Below are 14083 nucleotides of genomic sequence, written 5' to 3'. Positions count from 1 at the left end.
GGCAAAGCGCCCCAGAACACGCCCTTGGGTTGACAGCCCCGCCCTTGCGGCTCATGTAGCTTCAAGCTTTGCAGGGAATGGCTTTATGACATCAGAAGATAAAAAAAGCAGCGGCGGCTTCGTCGAAACGCTCAAGACAATTTTCTATGCACTTCTTATTGCAGGTGTGTTCAGGACGCTCTTTTTTCAACCTTTCTGGATTCCGTCAGGATCCATGAAGGACACCCTGCTGATTGGCGATTTCCTCTTTGTGAACAAGATGGCCTATGGCTACTCCTACGCCTCCTGCCCCTCTGTTCGCATTCCGGCCGCTGGGCTCAACATAGATGCAGAAGACGTTTGCGGGTGGTCGCGCGGTGACAATGGTCGCCTCTTTGGCGGCGAGCCGGAGCGCGGCGATGTTGTGGTCTTCCGCCACCCCGTGAATGGCTCAGACTTTATCAAGCGCCTCATTGGTCTGCCAGGTGACACTGTCCAGCTCAAGAACAGTGTACTCCACATCAACGGCACCCCTGTTAAGCTCGAAGATGATGGCGTATTCACAGAAACCTTCGAAATGCAGGGCCCGCAGCGGATGCAACCGTCCTGCGAAAACGGTTCCGTCGGCCTTGGCGGCGCCTGCACCAAATCTCGTCAAATCGAAACCCTGCCAAATGGCCGGTCCCACGCGATCCTCAACATCGGTCAACGCCGTGCGGATGATACACCTCTTTTCACTGTCCCTGCAGGGCATTACTTTTTCATGGGCGACAACCGCGACAACTCGACCGACAGCCGTTTTGACCAACGCGTGGGCGGCGTCGGCTTCGTCCCCTACGAAAACCTGATCGGACGCGCTGATCGCGTGATGTTCTCATCTGCAGGCAGCTCCATGCTTTATTTCTGGACTTGGCGGAGCGACCGCTTCTTCAAGCGCGTCCAGTGAAACTCTCTGCTGACCTTCAGGCCTTCGAGGCCCGCATCGGCCATGCGTTTGCGCGCCCCGAGTTGCTCATTCGCGCGCTCACGCACAGCTCGATGTCTTCGGCCACACGCCCGGACAACCAGCGCCTCGAGTTTCTGGGCGACCGCGTTCTTGGCCTCGTGATCGCCGAAGCCCTTCTGAAAGACGATATGAGCGCGAGCGAAGGCCAGCTTGCCCCCCGTTACAACGCCCTGGTGCGCAAAGAAGCCTGCGCTGATCTGGCGCGCGAGCTGGATATCGGTGCTGTGCTCAAACTGGGGCGCTCCGAAATGATGTCGGGCGGGCGGCGCAAGACAGCGCTGCTTGGAGACGCCATGGAAGCCGTGATAGCGGCGGTTTATCTGGATGGTGGGTTTGACGCGGCCAAAGCCTTTATCCTCAGGTTCTGGAACAGCAAAATCAAAACAGTCGAAAGCGACGCGCGCGACCCGAAGACGGCCCTTCAAGAATGGGCACAAGCCCGCAAGCAAGCCCCGCCCAAATATACAGAGACGGCACGCACAGGGCCGGACCACGCGCCTGTTTTCACAATTGAAGCCGCCCTTGAGAGCGGTGAAACAGCCCGCTCTACCGCCAATTCCAAACGCGCAGCCGAGCAAGGTGCCGCATCAGAGCTTTTGGGCCGCCTTGAAAGCAAAGCATGAACGCTCGCACCAACCGCAATGGTGCGCTCTTTATGACATTGGCTATGGCCGCCTTTGCCCTGGAAGACAGCTTCTTTAAAGCCGCCACAAAAACCATCCCGATCAGCACAGCCTTGATCTGTTTTGGCACAATAGGCTTTGCAATTTTTGCGATGCGCTCACTGAGCGTGAGCGAGCCTGTCTTTCACCCAGCCTGCCTGAAACGGACCATGCTCATCCGCTCCGCCTTTGAGCTGATGGGGCGGCTCTTCTTTGGCCTCGCCTTAGCGCTGGCCCCCTTGTCCAGCACATCGGCCATTCTTCAGGCTGCGCCAATCGTCGTCACCTTCGGAGCAATCTTTGTTTTTGGCGAGTCGGTTGGCTGGCGGCGTTGGGCCGCGATGGCCGCAGGCTTCATCGGCGTTTTGCTCATCATTCGCCCGGGCTTTGATAGTTTTCAAATGACCTCTCTCTACGCCCTGCTCGCCACCATTGGTTTTGCGGGCCGTGATCTGGCGACCCGCGCAAGCCCGCCTGCCATGTCGACAGCCCAGCTCGGAAGCCTCGGCTTCACCGTCCTCATGGCATCGGGGCTTATTGTCAGCTTCTTTGAGGCAACACCCACCACCCTCCCTGACGCTCACAGCCTCGCCTTAACAGCAGGCGCAGCCGTGGTCGGCGTCGTGGCTTATGGCGCGCTTACACGCGCCATGCGCGCGGGGGATATCGGCTTTGTCGCGCCTTATCGCTACACGCGGCTGATTTTTGCCCTTCTTATTGCCTTCACCGTGTTTGGCGAGCGCCCCGATACACTAACACTCATTGGAGCACTGGTGATTGTTCTCTCAGGCGTTTACAGCTTCGCCCGCGCACGCAGCGCTGGCGGCTAGGCCCAAAACACGTTAAACAGCCCAAAGCCTTTACTGGAGCACAAGATATGACCACACGCGCAGGCTTTGTTGCCCTGATCGGAGAGCCAAACGCTGGCAAATCCACATTGCTCAACCGTATGGTTGGAGCAAAGGTCAGCATCGTGACCCACAAGGTCCAAACCACACGTGCCCGTATCCGTGGCGTAGCGCTTGAGGGCGAGTCACAGATCGTGTTCGTCGACACACCTGGCCTCTTCAAGCCACGCCGCCGCCTTGACCGCGCTATGGTTGCTGCTGCGTGGGGCGGGGCCGCCGATGCTGATATCGTTGTACTGCTGATTGAGGCCCATCGCGGCATCTCAGAGGGTGTGAAGCACATTCTCGAAAGCCTGAAAGGCCTCAACCCCAACCAGCAAGTTGCATTGGCAATCAACAAGATCGACAAAGTCAAATCTGACTCTCTTCTACAGCTGGCCGAACAAATGAACTCGCTGCACCCGTTTGTGCAAACCTTTATGATCTCGGCTGAGCGTGGCCATGGTGTACCCGCCTTGCGCGAGTGGCTCGCTGCCGAGCTGCCAGAGAGCCCTTGGCTCTACCCCGAAGACCAGATCGCAGATCTACCCATGCGCATGATCGCCGCAGAGATGACCCGCGAAAAGCTCACTTTGCGCCTACACCAAGAACTGCCCTACCAGCTCACGGTCGAAACAGAAGCCTGGGAAGAGCGAAAAGACGGCTCCTGCCGCGTTGACCAGATTATCTACGTCATGCGCGACGGTCATAAAGGCATCCTGCTTGGCAAACGCGGCGACACGATTAAGGCTGTCTCGAAAGCCTCACGTGAAGAGCTTGAAGAGTTTTTGGGCCGCAAAGTACACCTGTTTTTGCAGGTCAAAGTACGGCCCAACTGGCTGGAAGAGAGCGAGCGCTACTCCGAAATGGGCCTTGATTTCAAGGATGGCAACGCTTGAGCAGGCTCATATCCAGTTTCTGGGTATCTGCTTATCTCACCCGCCTCAGACTGCATGATATACCTGCCTTCGTTGTGAAGCATGGCGACGACACGGCAGGCGCTGTGCTTGTCAAACTCAACACACTTGATGGCTGTGCAAAGGCGTTCCAGCGCCGCTTTGATTTCATGACAGACAGCCGTGCTTGGGAACTTCTCGCCGAGGGCGAGGAAGCCATGGTTGATACCTCCCTTGCCAAACAACGCAAAATGGACCCCGACCTCTGGATCATTGAAGTGGAAGATCGCAGAGGGCGGCATTTGCTTGATGAGAGTGGCCTGTCCGACTAACGTTTTTAAAACGGGGAGAGGCGCATGTTAGAACAACTCAAAGACATCGTTGGCGAGGGCAACCTGCTCACAGGTGCAGATATGGCGCGCTATAGCCACGACTGGACCCGTGAATTCAGTTGGACCCCCCTCGCCGTTGTTCGCCCCGCCAACACCGCCGAGGTGGCCGCTGTTGTAAAACTCGCAGGCGCAACAGGCACAGCGGTGGTGCCTGTCTCGGGCAACACCAATCTTGCCGCCGCCTCGACAGCCGAAGGCGCGCTGATGCTTTCGCTCGAGCGGATGAACAAAATCCGCGAGATCCGCCCCGAAGCCAAGCTCGCTGTGGTCGAGGCAGGCGTGGTTCTGTCGGCCCTCCGCGAAGCCGTCGACACCCACAACCTCATCTTCCCACTGACCTTTGGCGCACAAGGCTCTGCCATGATCGGCGGCAACCTGTCCACCAATGCAGGCGGCTCCAACGTTCTACGCTACGGCAATACCCGCGATCTCTGCCTTGGCCTTGAGGTTGTGCTCCCCAATGGGGAGATCATGGATATCATGAGCGAGCTGCACAAAGACAACTCGGGCTACAACCTCAAGCACCTGTTCATCGGTGCCGAGGGTACACTTGGCATCATCACAGGCGCTGTGCTCAAGCTCGCCCCCAAGCCCCGCGCTTACGCGACAGCCATGGTCGCTGCCCAAAGTGTCTCGGGCGCGCTTGATCTGCTCAACCGCCTGCAAGCGGCCACCGGCGGCAGTGTCGAGGCCTTCGAATATATGCCTCGCCCCTATATCGAGGCCCACATGGCCGCCATACGCGGTGCGCGTGCACCGTTTGAAACCAGCTATGATGTGAACATCCTCGTAGAAGTCGGCGCAACCTCCGAGCAAGGCGCAGCCCTCGGGCCAGACGGTCGGCCCATGGTCTCAAGCCAGCTTGAAGAAACGCTCGGGGTGCTCTTGGAAGATGGCGTGGTGCTCGACGCCGTCGTGGCCCAAAACGAAGCCCAACGCCGTGAGATGTGGGCCCGCCGCGAAGCCGCTGCCGAAGTGATCTTCGCGCAAACACCCATCATCAACAACGACATAGCAGTCCCTGTCGACAAGGTTGAAGCTTTCATCACCATGGCTGACGAGGCCATCAAAGCGGCCGACCCTGAAGCCTTCCCCCTCATCGTTGCGCATCTTGGCGATGGCAATGTCCACTACGCGGTCAAAGCCCCCAGCCACACGCCCGAAATCAAAGCGCAGATTGTGGAGATCGTGGAAGAATGCGTGCTGCACTTCGGCGGCAGCTTCTCCGCCGAGCACGGCATCGGAACCTACAAGCTGCCCTCAATGGCGCGCCGCAAAAACAAAGCTGCCGTCTCGTCCATGCGCGCGATCAAAGCTGCACTGGACCCGCAGAACATAATGAACCCGGGAAAGGTAATCCCCGGGTAAGGCCTGCCGCAGGCACATGTCGCAAGCGACAATCCAACTCAGAAAGCTTACTTCTTTTTCGCTGCCGTCTTCGGTGTCTCAAGCGCATCAAGGCGTGCTTTCAGCGCTTCGTTCTCTTCTCGGGCTTTCTGTGCCATAGCGCGCACCGCATCAAACTCTTCACGGGTCACAAAGTCGCGGTCGGCCAGCCAGCGATCCATCATCGACTTCATCGCCGTTTCGGCCTCGGTCTTCGCGCCTTGGGCTACGCCCATCGCGTTTGTCATCAACTGGGAAATATCATCCAGTACTTTATTGCGTGTTTGCACGGGGCTTGCCTCCTTGGCATGTTACTTGCCCCTATATGGGGCAGCTTGGCCGCATTCTCAAGCTTGACCATACCTGCAAGGCAGGCAACAACGTGAGATATGTTAGCTCAAATCCCCTTTCCGGAAATCTCACCAGAGATTTTCACCCTCCCGCTCTTCGGCATGGAGTTTGCACTGCGCTGGTATGCACTGGCCTACATCGTCGGGATTGTTATTGCATGGCGCGTCAGCATCCGCGCTGTCAGCACACCCGCGCTTTGGCACGGCGACGCGCCGCTCACCAAACCACAGCTTGAAGACCTGCTCACATGGATCATCCTGGGGATCATTCTTGGGGGGCGCCTCGGCTTTGTGCTGTTTTACGAGCCGGCCTACTACCTCGCCAACCCCAGCCAGATACTGAAAGTCTGGCAAGGCGGCATGGCCTTTCATGGCGGCTTCCTCGGGGTCGTCTTCGCCTCCTGGATCTGGTGCGCGCGCAACGGCGTCAGAAAGATCGCCGCAGCCGACACCATAGCTCTTGGGGTGCCTTGGGGCCTGATGTTGGGCCGTCTTGCCAACTTTATCAACGCAGAGCTATGGGGCCGCCCGTCTGATGCGCCTTGGGCCATGAAATTCCCCTCGATGTGCCACAGCACAGTTATCCAAGGCTGCGAAAAAGCGGGCGAATGGTTCTACACTGGGGCTGAAGTCACCCGCCACCCCTCACAACTCTACCAAGCCACACTTGAGGGCGCGCTACTGGGCCTCATTCTGCTTTACATCACTTTCGCACGTGGCGCGCTCAAGACGCGAGGTCTGGTCACAGGTGTTTTCGTTCTGGGCTATGGCGCCGCCCGCTTCATAGTAGAGCAATTCCGCCAAGCAGATGCGCAGTTCGTCTCACCTGACAATCCCTTTGGCCATGTCTTTCTGAGCCTCACAATGGGGCAGATCCTGTCACTGCCCATGGTTCTTATTGGTGGCTCCATTGTCCTCTGGGCCCGCCGCCAGCCCAAGACATGAACGCACTCGCCCAACATATTACGGCGCTGATCCGCGCCAGCGGCCCCCTGACACTGGCCGAATTCATGGCGCTCTGCCTGCAGCATCCAGAGCACGGCTACTACACCACCCGTGACCCTTTGGGCGCTGAGGGCGACTTCACCACAGCCCCCGAAATCAGCCAGATGTTTGGCGAGTTGGTGGGTCTCTGCCTTGCCCAAAGCTGGCTTGATGCGGGCGCACCTAGCCCTTTCACACTGGCCGAGCTTGGCCCCGGGCGCGGCACTCTTATGGCTGATATCATGCGCGCAACACGCGCAGTTCCCGGGTTTCACGCCGCTGCAGAGCTCCTCTTGGTCGAAACGTCGCCAGCTCTGCGCGCACGCCAGAAAGCGGCGCTGGCTGGCTATCAGCCCGCTTGGGCCAATCAGCTTACGCCAAAAAATCAGCCGCTTTTTCTGATTGCCAACGAGTTCTTTGATGCCCTGCCCATCCGTCAATTCATCCGCGATGAAGCTGGCTGGCGCGAGCGTGTGGTCGGCCTTGATGACGGCGCGCTGGCCTTTGGGCTCACAGACGCCACCCAGCTTGCTGCCCTTGAGCACCGATGGAATGACACCGAAATAGGTGATGTTGTCGAGCTTAGCGGCCATGCTGATGCTGTCGCGAGCGAAATCAGCAGCCATATCGCCGCACAAGGCGGATGTGCGCTCATCATCGACTATGGCGACTGGCGCTCAAAAGGCGATACATTTCAAGCGCTCAAAGCCCACAAAAAAGTGAGCCCACTTACCGCCCTCGGAACCGCCGATCTGACCGCCCACGTGGATTTTGAAGCCCTAGCCAAAGCCGCAGCTGAGGTTCAACACAGCAAGCTCACCCCCCAAGGCCTCTTTCTTGAGCGCCTCGGCGTCACCGCACGTGCACAAGCTTTGGCAAAAAAGCTCTCTGGAGCGGCGCTTGAGAGCCATATCGCAGCACATCGCCGCTTGACGCATCCAGAAGAAATGGGGACGCTCTTCAAAGTCATGGCGTTGACCCCACAAGGGGCGCCACCCCCAGCAGGACTTGAAGATGACGCTTGAAATCATCACCGACAAGAAGCTTGCCCCGATGAGACACGGGTTCTTCACCCGCAAAGGCGGAGCGTCGTCTGGTGTCTTTTCGGGCCTCAACTGTGGGCAAGGGTCCTCTGATCAAAGCGAGATCGTCGCTCACAACCGGGGCCGTGTGGCACAGGCGCTCGATCTGGAACATGATGCGCTTGTGTCTGTGCATCAGGTGCATTCGCCCGATGTCGCCCATGTCATCGCTCCCTTTAGCGAAACGCCCAAAGCCGATGCAATGGTCACAGCAAGCCAAGGCCTTGGCCTTGCCATCCTGACCGCCGACTGCCAGCCAGTTCTTTTTGCAGACAAAAAAGCTGGTGTCATCGGCGCGGCTCACGCAGGCTGGAAGGGCGCACAGGCTGGCGTACTCGAGGCTACAGTCGATGCCATGGAGGCCCTTGGAGCAAATGCCACGAACATTGCCGCAGTCATAGGCCCCTGTATCAGCCAAAAAGCCTACGAGGTGGGCCAAGAGTTCTTCGAACAGTTTACTGACACAGACCCAGAGACACGCCACTTCTTCATAAACGGGGCCAGCAGCGACAAATACCTCTTTGACCTCCCCGCCTTCGGCCTGTCCCGCCTCCGTGCGCGCGGCGTTGGCCATGCAACATGGACAGGTCACTGCACCTATTCAGACGAAGCCCGTTTCTACAGCTACCGCCGCACCACCCACCTTGGCGAAAAAGACTACGGTCGCCTCGTATCTGTCATTCGTCTCTGACGAAACAGTGGCTTGGCTGCCTTGAGATTGGTTCCAAATAACTTCAATATTGTCCTCAATTGGCCCAATCAGCGCCCCATTTGAGGGCTTTATTCACTCCTGAGAAACACTGAAGCCGCCAACCGAGCGGCACAGACTGAGGAGAGAAGAGCAATGCAAGACACACCAAAGCGTAAGCGCTGGCTCGACAACATGATTAAAGCCGCGAAAGACGAAACACATCTGATGCCATGGCAGCGGGGCCAGCGCCGCGCCGTCTTTATCAGCGCGCGCGGCACATCGGCGCAAGCGGCCTAAGGCAACCAGCCAAGCCAGAGCCACACCGAAATAAGAGACAAGCTTGTCGCGACCAAAACCGAGGTCGCGGCAATTTTCTGTGCCTTCCCGTACATGGACGCGAAAATATAAGTGTTCACCCCCGGCGCCATGGCCGCCGTGAGGACAGCGGAGCGATACTGCCCCGTATCAAGCACCATGACCTTCCCCATGTACCACACCACAAGCGGGTGCAGCATGAGAGACACCGCGCAAACATAGGCAACGATCTTGGCATCCCCCTTGATCTTGTAGCGTACCAAAACGCCCCCGAGCCCGAAAAGCGCAAGCGGCAGCGCCGTGCTCACGATCATGCCCAAGGCATCTGTAAACACTGTCGGAAGCTGAAGCCCTGTCAGGTTTACAGTAAAGCCGAGCAAGATCCCCAAAACCAACGCGTTGGAAAACATCGCCTTGCCTACCTTCATCGGCAAGGTGCGGGCTGGCTGCCCACTTGCTTGGGCGCGGGCAATTTCCATCGCTGTAATGCCCAACCCATAGCAAAATGGCGAATGCACCGCGACAATTGCATAATTTGCCGCAAGAGCTTCACTGCCAAAGGCACGTTCGGTTATCGCCAAGCCCATCATCACCGAATTGGCAAACAGGCAACAAAAGCCAATAGCCACACTGTCTTCCCAGTCGCGCTTGAAGACATAGCGCGCCGCCAACAGGCCCGCAAAAAAACAAGTCGCAGACCCTGTGTAAAAGCTCAGAAGCAAAGCCGGATCAAAGCTCTGACCGAGGTCCAGACCCGAAATCGCCTTGAACAACAGCGCAGGTATCGCGAAGTTTTGGGTATACTTCATAAGCGCGTCAATTATCTGGTCAGAAAACAGCGCAAACCGTACCGTGGCATAGCCTGCCCCAACAACCAGGAAGACAGGCAAAATGACATCAAGAAGCGCCTGCATGTTAGACCTCTAGCTCAATCACCATACCGTCAAACGCGGGGGTGATATGCGAGGGCGTCTCGGCCTCAACTGTCGCATAGTCCAGATCAATATGCATATTGGTGAGCACAGCACGCAGGGGAGCAGCTTGCTCGATCCATTCAAGCGATTTCGCCAGATGTGCATGGGTCGGATGCGGCGCACGGCGCAAAGCGTCCAACACCCAGACATCGGCCCCCTCGACAGCCAGCCAGGCCTCTTCTGTCATTTCGGCAACATCAGGCAAATACGCCAAACCACCGATACGAAAGCCAAGCGCTTCGATAGAGCCGTGATTGACCTCAAAAGGCAAAAGCCCAATGGCCCCACCCTTGCCAGACACTTCAAAGCGCCCGTCAATTGTATTCATATCCAGAATAGGCGGATAAGGGCTGCCCTTGGGTTGCACAAAAGCATAACCAAACCGCGCATATAGATCGCGTTGCGTGTCGCCATCGGCCCAGACTTGCAGCCGCTCGCGCTGGTTGAAGACAATCATGCGCAAGTCATCAAGGCCATGCACATGGTCTGCGTGCGAATGCGTGTATGCTACAGCATCAAGCTCGCCAATGCCCGCGTCCAAGAGCTGGCTTCGCATATCTGGCGATGTATCAATCAAAACCCGGGTTATGCCGTCCACACCAACCCGTTCCACAAGCATAGAGCAGCGGCGGCGCCTGTTCTTGGGGTTCTCAGGGTCGCAATCGCCCCAATGGCCTCCAAGGCGCGGCACCCCGCCTGACGAACCGCAGCCCAGAATGGTGAAGCGCAGCGTATCTCCCATCAAAGAACCGCCTTGGAAAACAGCCGCTCGAAGTTGGCCTCACATTGCAGGGCAAAGTCTTCATATCTCAGCCCAAAGACATCCGCAGCCACTTTGGCGGTATGCACAACATACGAAGGCTCGTTGCGTTTGCCCCGAAAGGGCGGTGGCGCAAGGTAGGGCGCATCGGTTTCCACCAAGATACGCTCAACAGGCGCACTGGCGAAAATATCACGAATATCCTGACTTTTCGGGAAGGTGCCTATCCCCGACATGGACAGATAGAACCCGAGATCGAGCGCTGCATCAGCCAACTCACGGCTGGAGGAAAAGCAATGCATCACGCAGCCGAAGGCAGCGTTCTTATGCTCTTCAGCCAAAATACGCGCCATATCGTCATCAGCGGCACGGGCATGAATGATCAAGGGCAGGCCCGTCTCGGCCGCCGCAGCACAATGGATGCGCAGGCTCTGTTGCTGCACCTCCATGCTGTCGGCACTATAGTGATAATCAAGCCCCGTTTCCCCGATCCCGACCATCTTGGGGTGCTCCGCGATCCGGCACAGCTCGTCAACCGAGGTCATCGGTTCTTCTGCTGCACTCATAGGGTGCGTTCCTGCAGCGTAAAAGACAGGCGCAAACGCGTCCGCAATCGCCCTCACACTTGGCTCGTTTTTCAGCCGCGTGCAGATCGTGACCATACGGTGCACCCCCGCTTCCACAGCACCTTGCACATAAGACGCGCGGTCTTCGTCAAAGTCAGGAAAATCGAGGTGGCAGTGGCTGTCTGTTATCTTGGGAAGTGAGGTCATCTTGCGCTGTGCTCTGCCACGGATCGTTGAATACGCAGGAAGGTATCAAGGATCAGCGCGGCAGGGTCAAGGTTCACCGAGCGCCCGTGGCGTGCCCGCGCCAGAAGCTCGTCAGAAAGCTGCGCCCAGCGCTGTGCTGCGCGGCCGTTGGGCGAGAGCTGCGCAAACAGCGCAGGCTCACCGGCATGCGCCAGCGGCTGGGCTTCAGCGCCCATAGCGCCAGCGCGCGCAAGACGAAACAAAAGGGTTTCCAAAAGAACCAAAAGCAAGTCCAGCTTTTGCTCACTCCCTCTGGCCGCAAAAGCCTCTGACAGGCGCATCACGCGTGCACGATCAAGGTTGGGCAGGCTTTGGAAAATAGTGACCAGCTCGCCATAAAGCACAAGTCCCTCAAGCTCATGCATCCGTGCTGCCGCTCCGACAGACCCGCCCGAAAGAGTGCTCAGCGCAAGCGCATCGGCCGCGCCCAATTCGGCCTCAACACCCGCCGCCTGCAATGCCGCCGCCATATGCTCCGGGGTAAGTGTCGCAAGCCGCAGCTCGCGGCAACGCGAGCGAATGGTCGGCAACAGCCCCGCAGGCTGGTGCGATATCAGAAGGAAAGTGGTGAGCTTTGGTGGCTCCTCCAACATCTTCAACAGCGCATTCGCAGCTTGGGTGTTCATCTCGTCCGCTGCATCCAGAATGACAACACGTCGTCCCCCCTCAGCTGCTGACATCGACAAAAAGTGCCCCAGCTTGCGCACATCATCCACAACGATCACATCACGCAAGCGCTTGGTGTCAGGGTTGACCGAACGGGTGATGCGAAAGAGCCGCGGCTCACTGCCCGCCAAAATCCGCTGCAAAACAGGGTGGTCGGGGGCCACATCAAGCCGCTGTGGCTCGGCAGGCAAATCCCCAAACAGACCCGCATCTCCCGCCAATTCCTGCGTCAGCAAAAAGCGCGCAATCCGCCACGCGAGCGTGGCCTTCCCCACACCCTTGGGCCCCGTCAGCAACCACGCATGATGCAATCGCCCTGCATTAAAAGCCTCGATAAAGCGCGCCTCGGCACCGCCTTGCCCAAACAGGTCTACTGTATCCCGCGGGTGGGGTGTGCCGTCCAGACGGTCCGGCTCGATGAGCGTATCTTCAGCCATCAGAGCGCGGCCCGTACCACAGCCAGCACATCGTCTGCCACCGCCTCAACAGCGCGCCCCGCATCCACCACCGCAAACCTCTCGGGTGCGCCCTTGGCAAGGTCGAGAAAACCACGGCGCATGGCTTGTTGCATCTCAAGCCCCATATCTTCAAAACGCTCTTCTGCTGTCTGGCGTGCCTTCGCACGGGCCAGCCCCAAGACAGGGTCCATATCAAACACCAGCGTCAAATCAGCCTCACGGCCGATCATAAGCACGTGCAATTTATCAACCACCTCACGCAGGTCGCCCCGCGTCAGCCCCTGATAAACCCGTGTTGAGTCTACAAAACGATCACAGATCACAACCGTACCAGCCTCCAAGGCAGGTAAAATTGTGCGCTCCAAATGATCGCGCCGCGCCGCCGTAAAGAGCAAGATCTCGGTTTCTGCTGACCATCGGTCAGGCTCACCTTCCAGCACGAGGCTGCGGATCTCTTCAGCCCCCGGCGAGCCACCAGGCTCGCGCGTCAGCAATACCGTGTGGCCTTGCGCCTCCAACGCCTCTTTCAAAAGCTTTGCTTGGGTCGACTTACCCGACCCGTCCACGCCCTCCAGCGTAATAAAGCGCGCAGATTTCACGTTCAAAGCGCGCCCTCAGCTTCGGCCAGAAGCTTCTTCATCACTTTGCGTGAAGCCGTCTTGAGCCGCACCATAACACCGCCCTGCGCCACACTCGTAGCCGCCACAAGCGGAACTTCGGTCGCCGCCAGCCCTTCTGGGCGGATGATCAAGGTCCCGACCGTGTCACCTGCAGTCACAGGGGCACGCAACGGGCCGCTGTAAACAACCTCAGCATCAACCTTGCCATCGCTGCCTGACGGCACCAGCGTGTTAAGCGCTTTACCCGCGGTCAGAGCAACGCGCGTTGTCTCGCCCATCCAGACATCGGCCTCAGCAACAACCTGTCCTTCTTGCAAAAGCTGCGCCGTGGTAAACTGGCGAAATGCCCAGTTGGTGATGGCTTCGGCCTCACGCGCTCGCGCCTGCTCTGTCTGCAGACCCGAAATCACGAAGATAATCCGACGTGAGCCTTGCGCGACGGATCCAACCAACCCGTAGCCAGCCTCTTGCGTGTGCCCTGTCTTTAATCCATCAGCGCCAATTCCAAGCCCCAAAAGCGGATTGCGGTTAAAGCGGTTCTGGCTTTCCTTTTCATCAAACAAGAACTCTTTCTGCGAGAACATCGTGTAAAACTCGGGGAAGTCATCAATAATCCGGCCACCCAATATCGCCAGATCGCGCATCGACATACGGTGTCTCGGGTTCGGCCAGCCATTTGAATTGGCAAACGTCGAATGTGTCATGCCGAGCTTTTTAGCGCGCTCTGTCATAAAGCGCGAAAAACCAGCCTCTGTCCCGTCAGGGCTAAGGGCTTCGGCGATGACCGCACAAGCGTCATTGCCCGAAAGCACAATGATCCCTGTGATCAGGTCAGACACTTTCACACGCTCACCCGCCTGCAAAAACATCGTCGAGCCACCATAGCTCATCGCATGCTCCGAGACGCGCAGGGTATCGTCCATTTTCAGGCGCCCGTCGCGCACGGCCTCAAACGCCACGTAAAGCGTCATCAGCTTACTCATCGAGGCTGGTGGCAAAGGCACATCAGCGTCTTTGGACAGCAGGACCGTCCCTGTTGAGTGATCCAGGACAAAAGCAGATGTCGCCTGCGTTTCAAACGCCACAAGCTTGGCCGGGGCGCCAACGAGCGCCGCGACAAATCCGAGTGTCAATAAAACCGTGCGCATCATAAGCGCCTCCAT

General features: G+C 58.1%; 17 protein-coding genes. 10 read left to right on the top strand and 7 right to left on the bottom strand.

Annotated elements, in window-relative coordinates; translation table 11 throughout:
* Positions 1 to 85 precede the first annotated feature (85 nt).
* From lepB to ACTG3X_RS05525, 6 genes are read left to right on the top strand one after another with little or no spacing between them, the layout of a single operon-like run.
* Positions 86 to 925, top strand: coding sequence for a signal peptidase I (gene lepB / locus ACTG3X_RS05550; RefSeq protein ID WP_439110246.1), 840 nt, complete (start codon positions 86 to 88; stop codon positions 923 to 925).
* A complete protein-coding gene (gene rnc, locus ACTG3X_RS05545) occupies positions 922 to 1608 on the top strand; it encodes a ribonuclease III (RefSeq protein ID WP_439110245.1) in 687 nt (228 codons plus the stop codon). The genes lepB and rnc overlap by 4 nt, the downstream gene beginning before the upstream one ends.
* The gene (locus ACTG3X_RS05540; RefSeq protein WP_439110244.1) at positions 1605 to 2477 is read left to right on the top strand and encodes a DMT family transporter; all 873 of its coding nucleotides are present in this window, start codon (positions 1605 to 1607) and stop codon (positions 2475 to 2477) included. Before rnc ends, ACTG3X_RS05540 begins: the two co-directional genes overlap by 4 nt.
* A 47-nt stretch (positions 2478 to 2524) precedes the next feature.
* Positions 2525 to 3433, top strand: a complete 909-nt coding sequence (gene era, locus ACTG3X_RS05535; RefSeq protein ID WP_439110243.1) for a GTPase Era — start codon at positions 2525 to 2527, stop codon at positions 3431 to 3433.
* A complete protein-coding gene (locus tag ACTG3X_RS05530; RefSeq protein WP_439110242.1) occupies positions 3430 to 3762 on the top strand; it encodes a DUF1491 family protein in 333 nt (110 codons plus the stop codon). The genes era and ACTG3X_RS05530 overlap by 4 nt, the downstream gene beginning before the upstream one ends.
* Positions 3763 to 3786: 24 nt before the next feature.
* Positions 3787 to 5190, top strand: a complete 1404-nt coding sequence (locus tag ACTG3X_RS05525) for an FAD-binding oxidoreductase (RefSeq protein ID WP_439110241.1) — start codon at positions 3787 to 3789, stop codon at positions 5188 to 5190.
* A gap of 47 nt (positions 5191 to 5237) precedes the next feature.
* Here the strand turns inward: ACTG3X_RS05525 and ACTG3X_RS05520 are convergent, their stop codons facing one another.
* Positions 5238 to 5498: an accessory factor UbiK family protein gene (locus ACTG3X_RS05520; protein ID WP_439110240.1), complete on the bottom strand. Its 261-nt coding sequence runs from the start codon at positions 5496 to 5498 to the stop codon at positions 5238 to 5240.
* A gap of 99 nt (positions 5499 to 5597) precedes the next feature.
* Here ACTG3X_RS05520 and lgt point away from each other — a divergent pair, with 99 nt between their 5' ends.
* The 4 genes from lgt (at position 5598) to ACTG3X_RS05500 (ending at position 8612) form a co-directional block, all read left to right on the top strand.
* Entirely contained in the window at positions 5598 to 6503 is a 906-nt protein-coding gene (lgt, locus tag ACTG3X_RS05515) for a prolipoprotein diacylglyceryl transferase (RefSeq protein ID WP_439110239.1), read from the top strand.
* Entirely contained in the window at positions 6500 to 7567 is a 1068-nt protein-coding gene (locus tag ACTG3X_RS05510) for a class I SAM-dependent methyltransferase (RefSeq protein ID WP_439110238.1), read from the top strand. The genes lgt and ACTG3X_RS05510 overlap by 4 nt, the downstream gene beginning before the upstream one ends.
* A complete protein-coding gene (gene pgeF, locus ACTG3X_RS05505; protein WP_439110237.1) occupies positions 7557 to 8315 on the top strand; it encodes a peptidoglycan editing factor PgeF in 759 nt (252 codons plus the stop codon). Before ACTG3X_RS05510 ends, pgeF begins: the two co-directional genes overlap by 11 nt.
* A 153-nt stretch (positions 8316 to 8468) precedes the next feature.
* On the top strand, positions 8469 to 8612 hold the full coding sequence (locus ACTG3X_RS05500; protein ID WP_439110236.1) for a hypothetical protein: 144 nt from the start codon (positions 8469 to 8471) through the stop codon (positions 8610 to 8612).
* On the opposite strand, the gene ACTG3X_RS05495 is transcribed toward ACTG3X_RS05500, so the two are convergent.
* Genes ACTG3X_RS05495 through ACTG3X_RS05470 form a run of 6 tightly spaced genes read right to left on the bottom strand, consistent with a single transcriptional unit; the run spans position 8609 to position 14068 of the window.
* Entirely contained in the window at positions 8609 to 9544 is a 936-nt protein-coding gene (locus ACTG3X_RS05495) for an AEC family transporter (RefSeq protein WP_439110235.1), read from the bottom strand. The genes ACTG3X_RS05500 and ACTG3X_RS05495 overlap by 4 nt on opposite strands.
* A 1-nt stretch (position 9545) precedes the next feature.
* Positions 9546 to 10346, bottom strand: coding sequence for an MBL fold metallo-hydrolase (locus ACTG3X_RS05490; RefSeq protein WP_439110234.1), 801 nt, complete (start codon positions 10344 to 10346; stop codon positions 9546 to 9548).
* Positions 10346 to 11137 carry a TatD family hydrolase gene (locus ACTG3X_RS05485; protein ID WP_439110233.1) on the bottom strand — a complete coding sequence of 264 codons (792 nt, stop codon included), beginning with the start codon at positions 11135 to 11137 and terminating at the stop codon, positions 10346 to 10348. Before ACTG3X_RS05485 ends, ACTG3X_RS05490 begins: the two co-directional genes overlap by 1 nt.
* Entirely contained in the window at positions 11134 to 12279 is a 1146-nt protein-coding gene (locus tag ACTG3X_RS05480; protein ID WP_439110232.1) for a DNA polymerase III subunit delta', read from the bottom strand. Before ACTG3X_RS05480 ends, ACTG3X_RS05485 begins: the two co-directional genes overlap by 4 nt.
* Entirely contained in the window at positions 12279 to 12905 is a 627-nt protein-coding gene (gene tmk, locus ACTG3X_RS05475; protein ID WP_439110231.1) for a dTMP kinase, read from the bottom strand. The genes ACTG3X_RS05480 and tmk overlap by 1 nt, the downstream gene beginning before the upstream one ends.
* Positions 12902 to 14068, bottom strand: coding sequence for a D-alanyl-D-alanine carboxypeptidase family protein (locus ACTG3X_RS05470; protein ID WP_439110230.1), 1167 nt, complete (start codon positions 14066 to 14068; stop codon positions 12902 to 12904). The genes tmk and ACTG3X_RS05470 overlap by 4 nt, the downstream gene beginning before the upstream one ends.
* Between the last annotated feature and the right edge of the window lie 15 nt (positions 14069 to 14083).

This window comes from Lentibacter sp. (assembly GCF_965658795.1).
Lineage (GTDB): Bacteria > Pseudomonadota > Alphaproteobacteria > Rhodobacterales > Rhodobacteraceae > Lentibacter.
Note: the sequence above shows the minus strand (reverse complement) of the source record. Positions and strands in the feature narration are given on the sequence as shown.

Coding starts and splice junctions, on each gene's coding strand:
- lepB (WP_439110246.1), top strand. CDS start 86: ATGACATCAGAAGATAAAAAAAGCAGCGGCGGCTTCGTCGAAACGCTC.
- ACTG3X_RS05540 (WP_439110244.1), top strand. CDS start 1,605: ATGAACGCTCGCACCAACCGCAATGGTGCGCTCTTTATGACATTGGCT.
- era (WP_439110243.1), top strand. CDS start 2,525: ATGACCACACGCGCAGGCTTTGTTGCCCTGATCGGAGAGCCAAACGCT.
- ACTG3X_RS05525 (WP_439110241.1), top strand. CDS start 3,787: ATGTTAGAACAACTCAAAGACATCGTTGGCGAGGGCAACCTGCTCACA.
- lgt (WP_439110239.1), top strand. CDS start 5,598: ATGTTAGCTCAAATCCCCTTTCCGGAAATCTCACCAGAGATTTTCACC.
- ACTG3X_RS05510 (WP_439110238.1), top strand. CDS start 6,500: ATGAACGCACTCGCCCAACATATTACGGCGCTGATCCGCGCCAGCGGC.
- pgeF (WP_439110237.1), top strand. CDS start 7,557: ATGACGCTTGAAATCATCACCGACAAGAAGCTTGCCCCGATGAGACAC.
- ACTG3X_RS05500 (WP_439110236.1), top strand. CDS start 8,469: ATGCAAGACACACCAAAGCGTAAGCGCTGGCTCGACAACATGATTAAA.
- ACTG3X_RS05495 (WP_439110235.1), bottom strand. CDS start 9,544: ATGCAGGCGCTTCTTGATGTCATTTTGCCTGTCTTCCTGGTTGTTGGG.
- ACTG3X_RS05490 (WP_439110234.1), bottom strand. CDS start 10,346: ATGGGAGATACGCTGCGCTTCACCATTCTGGGCTGCGGTTCGTCAGGC.
- ACTG3X_RS05485 (WP_439110233.1), bottom strand. CDS start 11,137: ATGACCTCACTTCCCAAGATAACAGACAGCCACTGCCACCTCGATTTT.
- ACTG3X_RS05480 (WP_439110232.1), bottom strand. CDS start 12,279: ATGGCTGAAGATACGCTCATCGAGCCGGACCGTCTGGACGGCACACCC.
- ACTG3X_RS05470 (WP_439110230.1), bottom strand. CDS start 14,068: ATGCGCACGGTTTTATTGACACTCGGATTTGTCGCGGCGCTCGTTGGC.